This is a genomic window from Mesorhizobium sp. M8A.F.Ca.ET.207.01.1.1 (assembly GCF_004794715.1).
Classification (GTDB): Bacteria; Pseudomonadota; Alphaproteobacteria; order Rhizobiales; family Rhizobiaceae; genus Mesorhizobium.
On record NZ_SRUS01000002.1, the window covers coordinates 651,880 to 669,898 of the forward strand.

The window sequence follows — 18,019 nt, forward strand, 5'->3', positions numbered from 1 at the left end:
TGGTGTCGCGCTGGCCCAGCCGGTCTCGGCTAATTCGGGCGCAAGGGCCTGGCACGGCGGTTCATGTTGCGCCGGATGATCGTGGCGATCAGCTCTGGCGCCTCCTCGATCAGCATATGGCCAGCCCCCGGGACGTGGTGCACATGAAATTGCACGGGCAGATTGTCGGTGTGGGCAACGGGTAGCATCGGGTCATCGCTTCCCCATACCACCATCACCGGCATGGTCAGTGTTTCCAAGCGGTCGCGCGGGATGACGCCCTGCCGGTCTTGGCTGGTCATGGCGGCAGCGATCTCTATGAGTCTCTCGACTTGGCCGGGTCGCCCGCGCATGTCCCCAAGGGCGTCCAAGGTGTGATCGATAGGCCGCGTCAGTGGTCCCGACATCGCCAAGAGGCACGCCTGGATGTCGGATGGGTCCCTTGCGGCGGCAAAGCGGCGCAACAGCGGACCGTTGATCTCGGCGCCGAAGCCGCCAGGCGCCAGAAGTGTCAGCGACGCCACCTTGTCGGGCTCGGCCAGCGCCATCAGCGCCGCAACCGCGCCGCCCATCGAGTGGCCGATCAGATGAAAGCGCTTTACCGATCGCGCGGTGAGATCGGCCAGGACGGCCCTTGCCGCCAGCTTGGCCGGGCCGGCACCGGGGAAATCGAGCGACAGCCCGTGCCCCGGCAAATCATAAGCGAGTGTGCGCACCGCAGGCGACAGCGCCGGGATCACGTCGTGCCAAATATCGTGGCAGCCGCCGAAGCCATGCAGCAAGACGATGGCCTTCGAGCCAACACCCTTTTCGGCGGCGTGAAGCGATGCGATCATGAAATCTTAGAGCTTTATTGCGGAACGGCAAGGTGGGAAATGCGGGTGGTTTGCTCCTTGTCCAGAACGATGGCCAGTAAAATCTTCACGACGACTGGCGCTTGCGACCTCTCGATCTCGCGGGTTCGCGCGACAAAGCCGGCAAACCAGTCATATCGGGGCTTTGCCACCTGCTTCGGCGGCCAACAATTCGGTTGGTCCAAACAGTCCTGTCCGCGGGACGTCAGCTCGCGTTGCCGAGGCCTGCCGCGCGCAGGGCCCCAACCAGCCGCTCGGTCAGGTCGGGCGGATATTTCCGGTCGATGAAGGTCGCGCGCGGGTCGGCGGCGAATTTCGGAAATTTGGCGGTCAACTCGTCGACCAGCTTGCGCGCCAGATTGTCCTGACCGGCGATCTTGGCGCCGATCAGCCGGGCGGCAAGATAGTGTGACTTCGTTGCGGTTGTTCTCAGAGAGGAACTGGCGATCGCGGCCTTGTTGGTGTCGCCAAGCATGAGTTCGCCGGCGAAAAGTCCAAAATCCCACCATGTCGGATGACCGCTGGAGGCGTCCACCGCCTGGGCCAGGATCGGCGTCCCCTCGGCATAGCGGCCGGCGAAAATCAGCCCGTAGCCATAAGCGGCGGCCATGGCGAGATCGTAGGGATTGAGGTCATAGGCCTTGCGCATCCAGCGCAGCGCCTCGTCGGCGTTGCCAAGACGGGAATTGATGTAGCCGTAGGAACGATGCGCGTAGGGACTGGTCGGCCCCATCTGCACGGCGCGATGGGCGAATGTCATCGCCTTCTCGATCGTGGCATCCGGCGGATAGGCGTAGTGGTCGTTCACGGCCTCCAGGTGGAGCGAGGCGATTTCCGAATAGACCAACGGTGATTTGGCGCCGTTTTCGGCGAGGGTTTCGAGGCAGCGATAGGCGGCCTCGTGGGTCCTGGCGTTCTGGTCGAGATAATATTTGTCGTTGAGCGTCAGGCATTGCGTGAGGGCGGTTTGTATGCCGCTCTGTTCGAGATAGCCGTAGATCGTGCCGGAAGCGGGAAGAGCGGACGTCAAGATGTCGGCTATACGGCTCTCGACGGTGGTCGGCGCGCTGTCGGAGGCGGTCAGGTTGCGCGACAAAAGCACCCGTCCGGTGGCCACGCTCTGCAGTTCGATCGTGATGTCACCCGTATCCGGCCCAGGCAGGATATCGAAGATGAAGCTCGTCGCGCTAGCGACCGGATCGGCCTTGTTGACGATGTCGCGACCGATGAAGTCGATCGTATCGAAGCCGCTCAGTCCGGCACGCAGCGTTGCGGCGACACGGCTGGCATCCGTGCCACTGGCCTTGACGGCGATGTAGACCAGCGGCAAAGCCTCGCTGGCGGCGGACGGCGCGATGCTGCCGGTCAGGGTCGCGGTCTCGAGCGTTGCCGCAGGGTCGCCGCCTGCCAGCAGCGCACCGCTGCCCTGACGCAATATCAGAACGCCGAGCATGGCTATGACCACGGCGATCGCCATCCAGAAGAACCGGAGATGGCGTGCCACCGAGGGCTCCGGCGCCGCCGCCGGTGCCAGCAATGCAGCGGCTGCAATGGCATCACCGGGGGGCTCGGATGGTGCCGCTACGGCTTCGATCTGCTCGGCGGGTTTCGCAGGTTCCGGCAAGCGGATCGCGTTGAGCTCATAGGCCGGGACATAGCTGCCGCGCGGTATCGCTATGCGAAACGGCTCCGCGACGCCTTCATTGGCGAAATATTGCTGCAGCAGCTCGCGTAGCCTGCCCGCCTGCACGCGTACCACCGCGTCGGTCGAAGGATCGAAATCGCCATCCTTGCCGAAGACATCCATGGCAATGGAAAAGCCCTTGAGCCGGTCGGCTTCGCCTGCCTGTTCGCGCTCGACAAGATAACGCAACAGCTTGCGTGCACGCTCGGATCGTCCGAACGTTTCGCTGGCAAGCAGTCGCTCTAGTGTCTCGCGCACTGCGGGGGCGGCAGGCGTGGCATGCTGCAAGTGTCGATCCTCTCGAAGTCGGCACAGGTTGAGGCGCGATCATATAGTTCCCGCACCGGCACACAAGTCTGCACCCATTATGCGATCGCGTACCTCACCGGAGAATACTCTGGTGGTTAACGGCCCTGCCGGTATAAGCCACGGCATGGTCGTGAGAGTCGGCATCGGCCAGTCGAGGCCAGAGCCTTTTGCGGGCTTGAAAAAGTGGCGGCGCGGAGAGCTGTTCCTGCCTCCGGCGCCGCCGACCGGCCGATGCTACCGCGCCTTGCGACCGACGATACGATTGGCCGCCGACGTCACCGCTTCCAGCGAGGCGGCGACGATGTTGGTGTTGATGCCGGCGCCGAACAGCTTGCCCCCGGGATATTCCATCTCGACATAGGAGATGGCCGACGCGTTCGAGCCGCGCTGCAACGAGTGCTCGGAATAATCGAGCACCGACATGTCGACGCCGACATGGCGCGACAGCGCATCGACGAAGCCGTCGATCGGGCCCGTGCCGGTGCCTGATATCGTCACTTCCTTGCCATTGTCGAGGATGACCGCCTCGATCACCCGCCGGCCCTTGACCTCGGTATCGGGATAGGTGTGGTGGTCGAGGAATTTCAGCCGCGCGCCCGGCTGGTCGACATAGGTCTCCAGGAAGCGCTCGTAAATGCGCTTGGCCGGAACCTCCTTGCCTTCGGCATCGGTGATCGCCTGGATCGCCTGGCTGAACTCGATCTGCAGGTTGCGCGGCAGATTGAGGCCGTAATCGGCCTGCAGCACATAGGCGATGCCGCCCTTGCCCGATTGCGAGTTGATGCGGATGATCGCCTCGTAGCTGCGGCCGACATCGGCCGGGTCGATCGGCAGATAGGGCACTTCCCAGTGCGGCGTGTTGGCCTTCTTCAGCGCCTTCATGCCCTTGTTGATGGCGTCCTGGTGCGAGCCGGAAAAGGCCGTGTAGACGAGTTCGCCGACATAGGGATGGCGCTCGGGAATCTTCAGCTGGTTCGAATATTCATAGACGTCCTTCATCCGGTTGATGTCGGAGCAGTCGATGCCCGGATCGACGCCTTGCGTGTACATGTTGAGCGCCAGGGTGACGATGTCGACATTGCCGGTGCGCTCGCCATTGCCGAACAGCGTGCCTTCGACGCGGTCGGCACCAGCCATCAGACCGAGTTCGGTGGTGGCGATGCCGGTGCCGCGGTCATTGTGCGGATGCAGGGAGATGATCAGGTTTTCCCTGGCGTCGAGGTTGCGGCACATCCACTCGATGCGGTCGGCATAGATGTTGGGCGTCGACATCTCGACGGTCGACGGCAGGTTGATGATCAGCTTGTTGTCAGGCGTCGGCCTGACGATCTCGGTGACGGCGTTGCAAATCTCCAGCGCGACCTCGAGTTCGGTGCCGGTGAAGCTCTCCGGCGAATATTCGAAACGGTAGCCGCCGCCCGCCTTGGCCGCCATGTCGGTGATCATCTTGGCGGCGTCGGTGGCGATGCGCTTGATGCCGCCGACATCCTTCTCGAAGACGACGCGGCGCTGCAATTCGCTGGTCGAGTTGTAGAAATGCACGATCGGGTTGGTGGCGCCGTTGAGCGCCTCGAAGGTGCGGCTGATCAGTTCGGGCCGGCACTGGACCAGCACCTGCAATGACACATCGGCCGGCACATTGCCTTCCTCGATGCACCAGCGGGCGAAGTCGAAGTCAGTTTGCGAAGCCGACGGGAAGCCGATCTCGATCTCCTCGAAACCCATGTCGAGCAGCAGCGCGAACATGCGCGCCTTGCGCTCGTGGCCCATCGGATCGATCAGTGCCTGGTTGCCGTCGCGCAGGTCGACCGAGCACCAGATCGGGGCCTTGTCGATCACCTTCGAGGGCCAGGTCCGGTCGGTGAGACCGACCGTAGGATAAGGTTGGTATTTTCGGGCTGCGTCCGGCATGCCCCGGCCGACCTGCTTGCCGGTCGCGGCCTCGCTGGCGCGGATGTCTTCTCGTGCGTTCATCGTCGTTTCTCCCGGCGGCTGGCGGTCCACCTTTCAGGCGGATGTGGTGCCAAGCGGCGCCTTTACCAGATTTTCGTTCGCTTGATATGATTTGCCAAGGAGCATGCGCTTGCGCGGCGGTTCGACCGCCGGGCGCTCCTTCAGCGAACCCGGCGATCGCCGATAAGGCCGAGAAGAAGCAGGGTCGAGGCAAGCGCGCGAACGGTCTCGCCGGCAAAGCCGGTCTGACGGGAAGCGGTGGTGGCGCGCGTGTTCATGGCCGCTCTCATACAGGAGCGGCCTGTTGGAGGCAAGCGGGGCCGGCCCGTCGAATTTTATCCCTAACGCGGATGCTCTTCCCCGCGCGCTGCAAATGCGCCAGACTTGAACGGTGGCGGGGTGCCGCCGGCAGGGGTCATCCATGAATTTCGTGTTCTTCTCGCCGCATTTTCCCGCCAACGGCGCCGATTTCTGCGACCGGCTGAAGAAGGCCGGCGCGACCGTGCTCGGGATTGGCGACGCACCCTTTGACGCTCTGGACGGCAAGCTGAAGGCAGCGCTTTCGGAACATTACCGTATCGCCGACATGGAAGACTACGATGCGGTGTTCCGGGCGATCGGACATTTCATCCACAAATGGGGCCGCATCGACCGGTTCGAATCGCTCAACGAGCATTGGCTGGAACTGGAAGCCAACATCCGCACCGACTTCAACATCTACGGCACCAAGCTCGATTTCGTGAAGAATCTAAAGCGCAAGAGCCGCATGCGCGCCTTCTTCCGCAAGAGCGGCGTCGAGACCATCGCGCAGCGCAAATGCTCCGACCGGGCCGGCGCCATGACCTTCATCCGCCGCGTCGGCTATCCCGTGGTGGTAAAACCGGATTCTGGCTCCGGCGCTTCGAACACGTTCAAGATCTCGAATGCGAAAGAGCTCGACCAGTTCTTCCGGGACAAGCCGGAGGATGTGACCTTCGTCATGGAGCAGTTCATCGAGGGGCTGGTGGTGACGTATGACGGGCTGGTCAACCGCGACGGCGAGGTGGTGCTGGCGGCCAGCCATCGCTACGACCAGAGCGTCATGGAGGTGGTCAACAAGGACCGCCACATGAGTTACACCTGCTTTCCTCGGATCAGGCCTGTCGTCGAGGAGGCCGGCCGCAAGATCCTGAAAGCATTCGACGTGCGCGAACGCTTTTTCCACATCGAACTGTTCGAGACCAGGGACGACCGCATCATCGCGCTGGAGGTCAACATGCGCCCACCGGGCGCCTGGATGACCGACGCCATCAACTACACGTTCGACATCGACGTCTATGCGGCCTGGGCAGACATGGTCGTGAAGGACGCAGCCGGCGGCCCCTATGAAGGCAAGTATTTCACCGCCTATGCCAGCCGCAAGCGCCACCTCGACTATTTGCATAGCCATGCGGACGTGCTAGCCGCGCACCGCGACAAGATCGTCCACCATCAGGCCATCGAGAAGGTTTTCAGCCGCGCCATGGGAGATTACGCCTACCAGATGCGCTCGAAGGATCAGGCGGAGCTGCGCGAGGCGGTTGCCTATATCCACGCGGAAAAGGCTTGAGGACATGGACATTTCCTATCACAAGGCTTTCGCCCGCAATCTCGGCCGCGACATGGAGTACAAGCGCTATGGCCATGCCGGCCGGCCCGTCGTGGTGTTCCCGACCTCGCAGGGCCGGTTCTACCAGTTCGAGGATTCCGGCGGGGTGGGCGCGCTCGCCGAATTCATCGACACCGGCCGCATCCAGTTGTTCACGGTGGACGGCATCGATTCGGAATCCTTCTTCGACAAGCGTGCCGACCCCGCGCACCGCATCGCCCGCCACGAGGCCTATTTCCGCTATGTGCGAGAGGAGGCGCTGCCGGAATTCCTGGAAACCGCCGCGCAGGCCAATGGCGGACGGCGGCTGAAGCCCTTGTTCTCAGGCTGTTCGATGGGCGGCTACCATTCCTCGAACTTCGTCTTCCGATTTCCCGAACTCGCCAGCGGCGTCATCTCGCTGTCGGGTGTCTATTCGGCCCGCGATTTCTTCGGCAAGGCGCTCGACGGCGACATCTTCTACAACTCGCCGCTCGATTATCTGCCCGGCATCGTCGACCCGAAATTACTGGCGCGGCTGAAGGCGCTGAGGCTTATCTTCTGCTGCGGGCAGGGCGCCTGGGAAGAGCGCATGCTGGTCGAGACGCGCCAGCTGGAACAGATCCTGCGCGACAAGTCCATTCCCGCCTGGGTCGACTATTGGGGCGGCGACGTCAGCCATGACTGGCCGTGGTGGCACAAGCAACTGGTCTATTTCTTCGGCCGCTGGCTGGATGATGATCTGATGCACAGGCTGGATTGAGGTGCATTGATATTCAGGTGAGGCTGGCCTGCAAATGGCGGCTTCCTGCGCTTCCCCGCTCTATTGCGTCGCAATAGAGCTATGCTCACGTACTTTAAGTACGCTCCGCTCCGGTTCTCGGAAGCCACCATTTTCGACTCAGCCTGACCTGAATCTCACTGCACCTGCGCGCGCATGAATGACCACACCAGAGCCCATCCGCCGCTTGCCTTGTCATCAGCCGACATCAGCCGCACCTACCCTTCCTGGCAGGCCGGCACCGGTACGGTTTCGTGTTCGGGCGCGGATCCTCGGCGCAGGCCGAGGAACACGACAAGGGCGGTGACGATGGTGATTGCCGCCAGCACGATCAGCAGCCTGTCGAACGCCGTTTCGTAGGCCTCGACCAGAACGGCGGCGCCGGCCGCCGGCAAATGTTGCGCGGTTCCGCCGACATTACCGGTCACCAGCAATTGCGCCGCGGCAGCCGCGTCGCTGGACGGCGCAGCGCCTCGAGCGGCGAGCTGCCCTGCGGTGAAGCCTGACAGCGTCGCCATGACGATGGCCAGCGCCACACCCTCGCAAGCGACACGCGTGGTGTTGAAGATGCCGACCGCCATGCCGGCGCGCTCCGTTGGCACGACGCTGACGGCCAGCCCATCCATCAATCCCCAGGGCAAGGCGATGCCGACGCCGATCAGGATCAGCGGCGAGACCAGCGCGACGTCGATCGACGGCGTCAGGCTCAGCCAGACCAGCCCAGCCGCCGCGACGAGCAGGCCAACGCCGCAAATGGTGGCCGGAGCGATCCAGCGCGCGAGCTGGCCGGCGAGCAAGGGCAGGACCAGCAACGGCCCCGAGAGGCAGATCATCAATTGCCCGGCCTTGATCGCTCATCCCCTCGATGCCGATGAAGCGGATCGGCAAAAGCACAAGCAGGACCACGAAGCCATAGGCGGGCGCCGCCGCGAGAAACTGGACGCCGACGAAGCGAGGAAAGCGAAACAGGGTGAGATCGAGCATCGGCCGGCGCGCGCGCCGCTCGACAACGACGAACAGCACAAAGCAAAGGACGGCAACGCCGAGAAGCGTAACCACAAGAGGATCGGCCCAACCGCTCTGCGGCGCCTGCAACACGCCATAGGTGAGCGAGGCCAGCGCCACCGTGAAGGTGCCGGCGCCCGCCCAGTCGAGGCCGGTCGCATCCGGGTCACGCGATTCCCTGATGGTGCGCAGCCCGAGGATCGCCGAGGCAACCGCGAGTGCCACGACCAGAACAAAGATCGACCGCCAGCCGAATGCGGCGATGAGCAGGCCGGAAGCGATCGGGCCAAAGGCTAGCCCGATGCCGAAACTGGTGCCGAGGAAGGAGAAGGCGCGCAGTCGCAATGGTCCCTCGAATTCCTGGGCAAGTGCGGAGGCGCCGCCGGCGAAGGCCAAGGCACTGCCCAGCCCTTGCGCGGCCCTGAAGACGTCGAACCAGGCGATGTCGGGCGCCAGCATCGCGCCGAGCGAAGCGAGGATGTAGAGGGAGAGACCGACGAGGAAGATCCGCTTGCGGCCATGATTGTCGGCCAGGGCGCCCGCCGCCATCAGGGTGGCGCCGAAGGTCAGCATGAACGCGTTGGTCACCCAGTTGAGCGCGATCGGGCTGCCGCCGAGATCGGCCGCGATGCGGGAGAGCGCGACGGCCGGGCCGGTGAAGGTCAGGGGCATCGTCATGGCGGCAAGGCATACGGACAAGAGCACGAGCCATCTCCCGGCCGGGCCGATTGTGATCTTCAAGGTCATGGATTTTCCTATCTGAGCAGTCTGCGCCGGCATGCCGCAATCGCGACGCCCGGTCATGCGACCAAGATAGGTCGGCGACGGGTCTGGAAAAATGGTATTAAATATCTCGACATAACGGACTGAAACGCTCGAATGGAGGAGTTTGATGGATCGCCTCAGCGGCCTTCTGGCTTTCGCCCGCACCGCCGAATTCGGCAGCTTCGTCGCCGCCGGCCGGGCGCTCGGCATCTCGGCTTCCGCGGTCGGCAAAAGTGTCGCGCGGCTCGAACAGGAACTCGGCGTGCGGCTGCTGCAGCGCTCCACGCGGCGGATAGGCCTGACGGAAGAGGGCAAGCTGTTCAACGAGCGCGTGCGGCGTATCCTCGACGACATCGACGATGCCGAGGCGATGCTATCACGGACACGGGAGACGCCGCGCGGGCGGCTGCGCGTCTCGACCCCGATCGTCACCTATCATCTCTTGCTGCCGGTGCTGTCGGAGTTCATGGCGCGCTATCCCGAGATCGAGCTCGATATCGATTTCAACGACCGGATCGTCGACGTCATCGAAGAGGGCATCGACGTCGCGATCCGCAGCGGCGAGCTGCCCGATTCACGATTGGTGTCGAAACCCATTGCGCCCTTTCGCATGCTGCTATGCGCGGCGCCTTCCTACCTCGAGCGCCATGGCATACCCGGCGTGCCGGCGGACCTCATCGGGCACTTCGGCATAAACTTCCGCTATCTCAACAGCGGCAGGTTGCTGGACTGGCCGTTCATCACCGGGAGCGCGCAACCGCTGATCCGTTCGATGCTGACCTGCAACAACATGGAAGCCTTGAAAGGCGCCACGATCGCCGGTCTTGGTATCGCCTGCATGCCCGATTTCCTGGTGCGCGAGGCGCTGCGCGAAGGAAAATTGCGTACCGTACTGGACGACCATGTCGACGGCCGCGGCCAATTCCGGATGCTGTGGCCCTCCAATCGCCATCTGTCGCCAAAGGTGCGCGTCTTCGTCGATTTCCTTCCCGAACGGCTCGCGGCGGCGCGGTAACATCGCCCGGTGCCGGGCTTTCACTCCCTGATGCTTCTGGCCACCACCCGCGCAATGCTCGGGCCGACGAGCAGCACGATCAGGAAACGCGCCGACTGCAGCGCCATGACGAAGGAGATGTCGACGTTGTGCGCGGCGGCGGCGATGATGGCGACGCTGTCCATGCCGCCGGGGCTGGTCGCCAGATAGGCGGTCAGCGGGTCGATGCCGGCGAGATGGCTGATGAGGCAGGCAAGGCCGCCGCAAAAAGCGATCAGTGCGATGATCGAAGCGATGATCTGCGGCAGGGCGCGTGCCGCATGGCGCAGGATCGGCCTGGTGAAGTTCAGGCCGATCGACCAGCCGACCATCGCGTAACTGACCGCCAGCAGCCATTGCGGCAATTGCATCGGCACGCCGAGGCCAAGATGGATGACCGTGCCCAAGATGAAGCTGCCGAGGAAGAAGGGCGACGGCAGCCGGCAAAGCCTGCCCGCCAGGCCGCCGACTATTGCCATGCCGATCGTGGCGGCGAAGGGTTGGGGGTCGATCGCCGGGAACCAGACGATGGGCGGCACCTCGATGCCCGAGGTGTCGACCCACATCTTGGCGACGAGGGCTGCCGTCATCGACACGAAGATGACACGCAGATACTGCATGAAGGCGACCAGGCGCTGGTCGGCGCCGAAGGCGCCGGCCATCAGCACCATGGCCGTAGCGGCCCCCGGCGACGAGCCCCAGACGGCGGTGGTGCCGGGCAGGATGCGCCAGCGGCTGATCAGCCACCCAAGCAGGCTGGAGGCCGCGACGGTGGCGATCACCACGCCGAGGAACAGCGGCCATTCCTTGTAAAAGACCGGAAAGATATCGGCCGAGATCGAAGCCGCGACGAGGCAGCCGACGATAGCCTGGGCGGAGCCGAACACAAGGCGCGGCACACGCACCGTGGCGCCATTGGTGCCGGCGACGATGGCCGCCAGCATCGGTCCGATCAGGAGCGCCGCCGGCAAGGCGGCGAGTTCCAGCGCACCGGCAAACAGCGCGGAGATAACCAGCAGGATCAGCCATTGCCAAGGCTTGCCCAGCCGCGTCATGCGCTCGACGGCGGGCTGGTCGGGAGGTGGCTGCTCGGCCGCGGAATCCATGCTCTGGTCTTAGACCGGGATGCGAAAAATGCGAACCCCGGCGTACCGGAAAAGCAGGTCCCGGCGCCTCAGCCGGTTTTGGCCTCAGCCAACCCAAAGCCGCCGACGGGATGCGTCTCCACCTGGAACTCGAAGCCGCCGATGAAGGGCCGTGCCTTGGCGATGGCCGCCTGGACTTCCGGAAGCTGCAGCGAGGCCTTGTGGCTTGCCTGATCGGTCCACACTTCGGTCACCCAGATCGCGTCGGCGTCGGCCGGGTCGGTGGCGATGATGTAGCTCAGGCAGCCGGGCAGAGCGCCGGTGCTCTCGCGCAGCACAGTCATGACAGCGTCGCGTTGGCCGCGCGCCGCCCGCATCTTGCCGATCAGTCCGTACATGTCGTCGTCTCCCCCAGGGTTGGCGCGAAAGGAGTGTGTCCAGTATGCCGGTCGCTGGTCAAGGCATCAACTGGCCGCCATTGACCTCGATCACCTGGCCCGTGATGTAACCGCTCAACAGGTCCGATGAGAGGAACAGATAGGCGCCGACGCAATCTTGCGCCGTGCCGGCGCGGCCCTGCGGAATGGTGGCGACCATGCCCTTCATCTGCTCGTCGGTCGAATAGCGTTCGTGGAAGGGAGTGAGGATGGTGCCCGGCGCCACGGCGTTGACGCGAATGCCGAAGCCGATCAGTTCCTTGGCCATGCCGCGCGTGACGTTGGAGACGAAAGCCTTGGCCGAGCCGTAAAGGCCGGCGCCGCCGCCGGCGCCATTGCGCGCGGCGATCGACGAGGTGTTGACGATGAAGCCGCCCTGTTTCTTCAGCCATGGCATCGCCTTGCGCGAGGCGGTCAGCACCGAGCGGGCGTTGAGGTCCATCACCGCGTCGTAATGCGCCTCGGTCTGCTCGGCATAGGGGATGCGGCCAAGCATGCCGCCGGCATTGTTGACCAGCCCGTCGAGGCGGCCGAAATGTCGCGCGCTGTCCTCGACGACGCGTTCGACATCGGCGGGCAGAGAAAAATCGCCCTGGACAAGAAAGACCTCGCCGCCGCCGTCGCGAATGGTCTGGCCGAGGTTCTCGGCGGCGTCGCGGCTGGAATTGTAGTGCAGCGCCACCTTGCATTTCTGCTCGGCATAGGCGAGCGCGAGCGCCGCGCCGATGCCGGTCGACGCGCCGGTGACCAGCACCGCCTTGCCGGCGAGATCGGGGATGACAAGACCAGGGGCTGTCTGGGGCACTGCTGTTCCTCCGGGGATTTCCGAGATTCTTGGCGGGTCTTGCCACCCTTGCATTCAAGGCAGTGCCGCTTCAAGGCCTGAGATAGACATAGCCCTGGCTTTGCAGTTCGGCGAGCTTGACGACGCCGCCCTGGTCGGCGGCATGGAAGCCGTCGAGCAGATCGGCGAGCGTAATATCCATGCCGCGCATGGTGTTGCCGCAGGCATGCGGGTCGAGCCCTTGCTGGACAAGACCGGTAAAGCGCCCCGAAATCGCCGCCGATATGCCCTTCGACTTGAAGCCGGCAAGGGCTGGACCATGCACGACCAGCGCGATCTCGACGTTGCCGCCGGTGCCCTCATAATGGTTCTTGATGTTGCCGAGCACGAAATTGACCTTGTCGAGGTCGCTGAGGTGATAGGCGACCTTCAGCCTGGCAGGCTCGGTGGTTGCCGCCCGGACCGCCCGCAGGCCGAGAAGCGTTCCGGGTCCGGCGAGAGCCGCCCGGAACATGTCGCGTCGGCGCATGGCGTCCCCTCCCTGGCTTGCCGGCGCAGCGCGATTTGCGTGGCCGCTGCCGCAATACTAGCATAAATTGACCTTACGTCCTGTCGATGCGGAGGAGGGGGGTACATGGCGTTCAGGGAATGGAAGACGTTCGCCAGCGCCGGACTTGGCGCCATACTGCTTGCCGGACTTGTGGGTTCTGCTTTTGCCGAGGATGCGCTCAAGCTCACCGAACTCAGCCCCAGCGGGTCGGACGCCTGTTTCGGTCGGGTCTATGACGCGGCGCACCTCAAGGCGCATCCGAAGCAGAAAGTGGCGCGGATCTTCTTCTACTACGGCCATGATCCGGTCAGCCGTCCGAATGAGGAACCGAACGCGAATTCCGATACGTCCTACAATGGTTTCCTCACCACCACGGTGCGCGGCGCCAAGGCGCCGGAATGGGCTAGCGGCTGGTGCAATCACGAGTCCGAGGACGACAAATCGGGCCCGATCCGCTGCGGCATGGATTGCGACCGTACGCTGGCTTCGCTGAAGCTCGACGACAAGGGGCGGCTGATCCTGTCCGACCTGTCGTCCGACATCTACCTCGATCCGGACTCCGAGGAGCAGCTTGGCAAGGCGGAATACGTCAGGCAGGCGCTCGGCTCGGAGGACGACAATTTTCGCCTCGATCCGATGCCGGTCGCCACCTGCAAGGCGGAGTTCGCGCGGATCGATCCGATCGACCCGGCGCTCGGGCCGCCGTTGCGCGAGCGGTTCAAACCCGATCAGGCCTTCTGCTACGGGCGCGACTATGATGCAGCGCATATGAGTTCGCATCCCGATCAACTGACGCAGTCGATCCGGGTGTTCCGCGGGTCCGTGGAACTCGCTTCCTACGCCTCGGGCGGTGATGTCGCGAACTGGCCCGACGGCGCCGACATCGCCGTCTCGGTCACGACACGGCGGAAGGGGGCCAAGGTCACGCAGACCTATTCCTGCCAGGGCGAGGCCGACCAGTGGCGTTGCGCCGCGAGTTCGAAGATGAGCGATTTTTCGTGCGACATCGCGCAAAAGGAAATCTTCCTCAAGCGCGGCGCCAACGGCACTATCATGCTGGCCAATCCCAACAGCAGCATTGCAATCGTCGACCTGTGCTCGAAAGCCGCCGACGGCAAAACCAAGTCCGATGACAAGGTCTATCGGCTGGAGGCGATGCCGCAATCGGCGTGTGCGCCGTAAGCACGGGCTTGTCTACAATGCCGCGAAGGGATATATCTTTGCTATATCTCATTTGAGGATGGCATGATGGACAAGGCAAAGGTGTTCTGGTCGGGCCGGTCACAAGCTGTGCGTCTGCCCAAAGAGTTTCGTTTCGAAACGGACGAGGTTTCGATCCGTCGCCATGGGCATACTGTCATACTTGAGCCACTCGTGCAGGATTGGGCGTGGCTTGACCAGGTGATCGGACCAGTCGACGAGGATTTTGTCGAAGCGGCGCTGGAACGGCAGGAGGGGCAGGATAGACCTGCCTTGGACGACATCTTCAAGTGATCTATCTGCTTGATACCAACGCCGTTATTGCCGTCATCAAAGGTGACGCGAGTCTACTCGCGCTTCTGAAACAGCACACGCCGCAGGATTTTGCGCTTTCGGCGATCGTGGCACATGAACTGTACTATGGTGCCGAAAGGAGCCAGAGAAGAGCTGAAAATCTGGCGCGCATCGAAGCTTTGCAATTCCCGGTGCTTGAATTCGATCGAGAGGACGCGAGGCATGCCGGAGAGATTCGGGCAACGCTTGCAGCGTTGGGGACGCCAATTGGCCCCTATGATGCGCTCATTGGCGGGCAGGCGCGCGCTAGAAGCCTCATTCTGATCACCCGCAACGTCCGGGAATTCGAGCGCATCAACGGCCTCTCAATCGAGACTTGGTGAACCGCCTCAGGCGAACGGCACCGCCGTCGTACCCTTGGGCAGTTTTGCCTCATCATCCGGCTCGACATGGATGGTCACCCGCACCGAAGGGAGTTCGGCCTTCAGCGCGTCCTCGATGCGATCGCAGATGACGTGGCTGGCACCGACCGACATGTCGGCGTCGACGACCAGATGGAATTCGATGAAGGTGGCGCGGCCGGCGATGCGGGTCTTGAGGTCGTGCACCTCCATCGCGCCTTTGCAATTGGCCGAGATGATGTCGCGGATGCGCATGTGCTCCGCCGTGCCGACGGCTCGGTCCATCAGGCCGTTCATCGACGAGCCGATGACATGCCAGCCCTGCCACAGAATGTTGAGCGCGACGATGACGGCCAGTGCCGGGTCGAGGATTTGCCAGCCAGTCAGGATTGCTCCGACCAAGCCGCCGAAGACGCCGATCGAGGTTACAACATCGGTCATGATGTGATTGCCGTCGGCGACCAGCGCCGGTGACTTTTCGGCTCGGCCCACGCGGATCAGCGTCCAGGCCCAGAAGGCATTGATGACGGTGGCGACGCCGTTGACGGCAAGGCCTTTCCAAGGCTGTTCGAGCGGAGCCGGCGTCTGCCAGGAGCGCCAGACTTCGTTCAGGATCAAAAGCGCGGCGAGCACGATCAGCACGCCTTCGAGCACGGCCGAGAAATACTCGGCCTTGTGGTGGCCGAAGGGGTGATCCTGGTCGGCGGGCTTGTAGCTGACCTGGATTGCCCAGAAGGCGGCCATCGAGGCAATGACGTTGACGATCGATTCCAGCGCGTCCGAATAGAGCGCCACGGATCCGGTTATGTACCAGGCGGCGGCTTTCAGCGCGAGCACGACAAAGGCGATCACGATCGACCAGAAGGCAAGGTTGGCGACCTTGCGCTTCGCGGCGGCTTTCGCCGCGATCGCCATGGTGTTCTCGGCTTCGGCCATTACCGTCAGGCTGCCTTTTCCTTGGCCTTGCGCGGCAAATGCGCAACGATGTTCTCGATGATGCGCATGCCGGCATTGTGGCCGAGCGTCATGATCGATTCCGGGTGGAATTGCACCGCTGCGATCGGCTCCTTGCGGTGCTCGAAGGCCATGATGACGCCGTCCTCGGTCTCGGCGGTCACCATGAAATCATCCGGCAGGCGCACCGGATCGGCGAAGATCGAGTGGTAACGGCCGACGGTGACTTCCTTCGGCAGGCCTGAGAAGATGATACCCGGCTTCGAGACGCGGATGCGCGACGGCTTGCCGTGCATGGGAATGTGCAACTGCCTGAGTTCGCCGCCATAGGCCTCGGCCAGTGCCTGCAGGCCAAGGCAGACGCCGAAGATCGGCAGGTCGCGGGCGCGCGCTCGTCTGATGGTCGCCGCGCAGTCGAAATCCTTGGGCGTACCGGGTCCGGGCGACAGCACGACGAGGTCGGGCTTCAGCCGGTCGAAGACTTCCTCCGGCACCGGCGTGCGCACGGTCGAGACATTGGCGCCAGTCTGGCGGAAGTAGTTGGCCAGCGTGTGGACGAAGGAGTCCTCGTGGTCGACCAAAAGGATGTTGACACCGTCGCCGACGCGCGCGGATGCGCGCTCGGTGCTGGTCGAATTGCCCGTCTTGGCGTCACGGATGGCGGAGAGCATGGCGGATGCCTTCAGTTCGGTTTCGGCTTCTTCTTCCTCGGGAATGCTGTCGAAGAGCAATGTAGCGCCCGCGCGCACCTCGGCGATGCCGTCCTTGATGCGGATGGTGCGCAAGGTCAGGCCGGTGTTCATGTCGCCGTTGAAGTTGACCATGCCGATGGCGCCGCCATACCAGGCGCGCGGGCTCTTCTCGTTCTGCTCGATGAAGCGCATGGCCCACAGTTTCGGCGCGCCGGTGACGGTGACCGCCCAGGCGTGCGAGAGAAACGCATCGAAAGCGTCCATGCCCTCGCGCAGCCGCCCCTCGATATGATCGACCGTATGGATCAGGCGCGAATACATCTCGATCTGGCGGCGGCCGATGACGCGCACCGAGCCTGGATCGCAGACCCGCGACTTGTCGTTGCGGTCGACGTCCGAGCACATGGTGAGCTCGGATTCGTCCTTCTTGGAGTTGAGCAGCTTGATGATCTGCTCGGAGTCCGAAATGGCGTCGTCGCCGCGCTTGATGGTGCCGGAGATCGGGCAGGTCTCGACGCGGCGGCCGTTGACGCGCACGAACATCTCAGGCGACGCGCCGATCAGGTATTCGTTCTCGCCCAGATTGATGAAGAAGGAATAGGGCGACGGGTTGATGGACTTCAGCTTGCGCGAAATCTCGGATGGCTGCGTCTCGCAGCGCTCGTAGAACATCTGGCCGGGGACGACCTCGAACAGGTCGCCGCGCTTGAAAGAGTCCATCGCCCGGCGCACCAGATTGGCGTATTCGCCGGGCTCATGATCGCCGCGCGGCGGGATGCGATCGGCGGTCTTGAACGGCTCGGCGAGCTGGTCGCGCGGCAGGCCTTCGGTCGAAAAGCCCTCGCCCGCATAGTCGTAGCGGTCGGTCCAGGCCTTGGCCGAATAGTGGTCGACGACCAGGATCTCGTCGGGCAGGAACAGCACCAGGTCGCGCTGGCTTTCCTTGCGAACCAGCGTGTGGTCGACCGGGTCGAACTGGAAGGCGAGGTCGTAGCCGAAGGCGCCGTAGAGGCCGAGATTGGCATCTTCGGCCGTCTTGAACAGAGCGGTGATGGCGCGCAGCACGGTGAAGACCGAGGGAACGCGGCTGCGTTCCTCTTCGGTGAAGACACGGCCGGGCTTGGCGACGTCGAGGCGGATCAGCTTTTTCGAAGTCTCGGCGATCGTGACCTCGGAGAGACCGCCGAGCGTCCTGCCGATGACCGGCAACAGTGCCTCGCCACGGCCGTTCAACGCCTCGATGCGCATGGCACGGCCGCGCGCGGAGATGACCAGCGGCGGATCGATGATGGCCGTATCCCAGCGCGTATAGCGGCCGGGATATTCGTAATTGGAGGAAAACACCGCGCCCCGACGGGAATTCAGCCCATCGACATAAGTGTCGATCGCCCCTTCATAGGGCCGGTCGTGGCGCACGCGGGTGATGGTGATGCCACCCGCCGTCACGAAGCTTTCAGCGCCGTTTTCCAGAACCTTCAACGTCATTGCCGTCTCCATCAGCTACTTGGGCAACGGACCCGGGAATGGCTTGAAAAAAACAAATGGCCGCCCGGACATTCCGTTGCGGCCACCTCTCTTTTCACGCGCACGCGTTCGAACAGGCCGCTGTCAGCAGGCCCACCACCAAATGGTCTTGGTCGAACGCATGTTCAT

At 63.5% G+C, this 18,019-nt stretch carries 15 protein-coding genes and 1 pseudogene; 6 read left to right on the top strand and 10 right to left on the bottom strand.

Going from position 1 to position 18,019, the window contains the following annotated elements; translation table 11 throughout:
- Positions 1-29: 29 nt before the first annotated feature.
- From EN850_RS07995 to leuA, 3 genes are all read right to left on the bottom strand, one after another.
- Entirely contained in the window at positions 30-815 is a 786-nt protein-coding gene (locus tag EN850_RS07995; RefSeq protein ID WP_136090957.1) for an alpha/beta fold hydrolase, read from the bottom strand.
- A gap of 223 nt (positions 816-1,038) precedes the next feature.
- The gene (locus EN850_RS08000) at positions 1,039-2,805 is read right to left on the bottom strand and encodes a hypothetical protein (protein WP_136090958.1); all 1,767 of its coding nucleotides are present in this window, start codon (positions 2,803-2,805) and stop codon (positions 1,039-1,041) included.
- Between the two features lie 255 nt (positions 2,806-3,060).
- Positions 3,061-4,800, bottom strand: a complete 1,740-nt coding sequence (gene leuA / locus EN850_RS08005; protein ID WP_127869802.1) for a 2-isopropylmalate synthase — start codon at positions 4,798-4,800, stop codon at positions 3,061-3,063.
- Positions 4,801-5,200: 400 nt separating this feature from the next.
- Here leuA and EN850_RS08015 point away from each other — a divergent pair, with 400 nt between their 5' ends.
- Together EN850_RS08015 and EN850_RS08020 are read left to right on the top strand one after the other, a co-directional pair.
- Complete coding sequence (locus EN850_RS08015) at positions 5,201-6,367, top strand: ATP-grasp domain-containing protein (RefSeq protein ID WP_136090959.1); 1,167 nt, start codon at positions 5,201-5,203, stop codon at positions 6,365-6,367.
- Between the two features lie 4 nt (positions 6,368-6,371).
- Positions 6,372-7,148 carry an alpha/beta hydrolase-fold protein gene (locus EN850_RS08020; RefSeq protein WP_127278818.1) on the top strand — a complete coding sequence of 259 codons (777 nt, stop codon included), beginning with the start codon at positions 6,372-6,374 and terminating at the stop codon, positions 7,146-7,148.
- 236 nt (positions 7,149-7,384) lie between these two features.
- On the opposite strand, the pseudogene EN850_RS08025 reads toward EN850_RS08020, so the two are convergent.
- Positions 7,385-8,918: pseudogene (locus tag EN850_RS08025) on the bottom strand (MFS transporter).
- A 145-nt stretch (positions 8,919-9,063) separates the two neighbouring features.
- Here EN850_RS08025 and EN850_RS08030 point away from each other — a divergent pair.
- Entirely contained in the window at positions 9,064-9,951 is an 888-nt protein-coding gene (locus tag EN850_RS08030) for a LysR family transcriptional regulator (RefSeq protein ID WP_136090960.1), read from the top strand.
- A 20-nt stretch (positions 9,952-9,971) separates the two neighbouring features.
- Here EN850_RS08030 and EN850_RS08035 read toward each other — a convergent pair whose 3' ends face one another.
- From EN850_RS08035 to EN850_RS08050, 4 genes are all read right to left on the bottom strand, one after another.
- Complete coding sequence (locus tag EN850_RS08035; protein ID WP_136090961.1) at positions 9,972-11,075, bottom strand: AbrB family transcriptional regulator; 1,104 nt, start codon at positions 11,073-11,075, stop codon at positions 9,972-9,974.
- A 68-nt stretch (positions 11,076-11,143) separates the two neighbouring features.
- Positions 11,144-11,452: a putative quinol monooxygenase gene (locus tag EN850_RS08040; protein WP_023770344.1), complete on the bottom strand. Its 309-nt coding sequence runs from the start codon at positions 11,450-11,452 to the stop codon at positions 11,144-11,146.
- 58 nt (positions 11,453-11,510) lie between these two features.
- Positions 11,511-12,296: an SDR family oxidoreductase gene (locus tag EN850_RS08045; protein ID WP_127869797.1), complete on the bottom strand. Its 786-nt coding sequence runs from the start codon at positions 12,294-12,296 to the stop codon at positions 11,511-11,513.
- Between the two features lie 70 nt (positions 12,297-12,366).
- Positions 12,367-12,804, bottom strand: coding sequence for a DsrE family protein (locus tag EN850_RS08050; protein WP_136090962.1), 438 nt, complete (start codon positions 12,802-12,804; stop codon positions 12,367-12,369).
- Between the two features lie 105 nt (positions 12,805-12,909).
- On the opposite strand from EN850_RS08050, the gene EN850_RS08055 reads away from it, so the two are divergent.
- From EN850_RS08055 to EN850_RS08065, 3 genes are all read left to right on the top strand, one after another.
- Positions 12,910-14,007, top strand: a complete 1,098-nt coding sequence (locus EN850_RS08055; protein ID WP_136090963.1) for a hypothetical protein — start codon at positions 12,910-12,912, stop codon at positions 14,005-14,007.
- Between the two features lie 66 nt (positions 14,008-14,073).
- The gene (gene vapB / locus EN850_RS08060; protein WP_127278955.1) at positions 14,074-14,319 is read left to right on the top strand and encodes a type II toxin-antitoxin system VapB family antitoxin; all 246 of its coding nucleotides are present in this window, start codon (positions 14,074-14,076) and stop codon (positions 14,317-14,319) included.
- A complete protein-coding gene (locus tag EN850_RS08065) occupies positions 14,316-14,702 on the top strand; it encodes a type II toxin-antitoxin system VapC family toxin (RefSeq protein WP_127278956.1) in 387 nt (128 codons plus the stop codon). Before vapB ends, EN850_RS08065 begins: the two co-directional genes overlap by 4 nt.
- A gap of 6 nt (positions 14,703-14,708) precedes the next feature.
- Here EN850_RS08065 and EN850_RS08070 read toward each other — a convergent pair whose 3' ends face one another.
- Both EN850_RS08070 and EN850_RS08075 read right to left on the bottom strand, forming a co-directional pair.
- Positions 14,709-15,656 carry a cation diffusion facilitator family transporter gene (locus tag EN850_RS08070; RefSeq protein WP_135915170.1) on the bottom strand — a complete coding sequence of 316 codons (948 nt, stop codon included), beginning with the start codon at positions 15,654-15,656 and terminating at the stop codon, positions 14,709-14,711.
- Between the two features lie 5 nt (positions 15,657-15,661).
- A complete protein-coding gene (locus tag EN850_RS08075; protein ID WP_136090964.1) occupies positions 15,662-17,851 on the bottom strand; it encodes an anthranilate synthase in 2,190 nt (729 codons plus the stop codon).
- Positions 17,852-18,019: the final 168 nt, after the last annotated feature.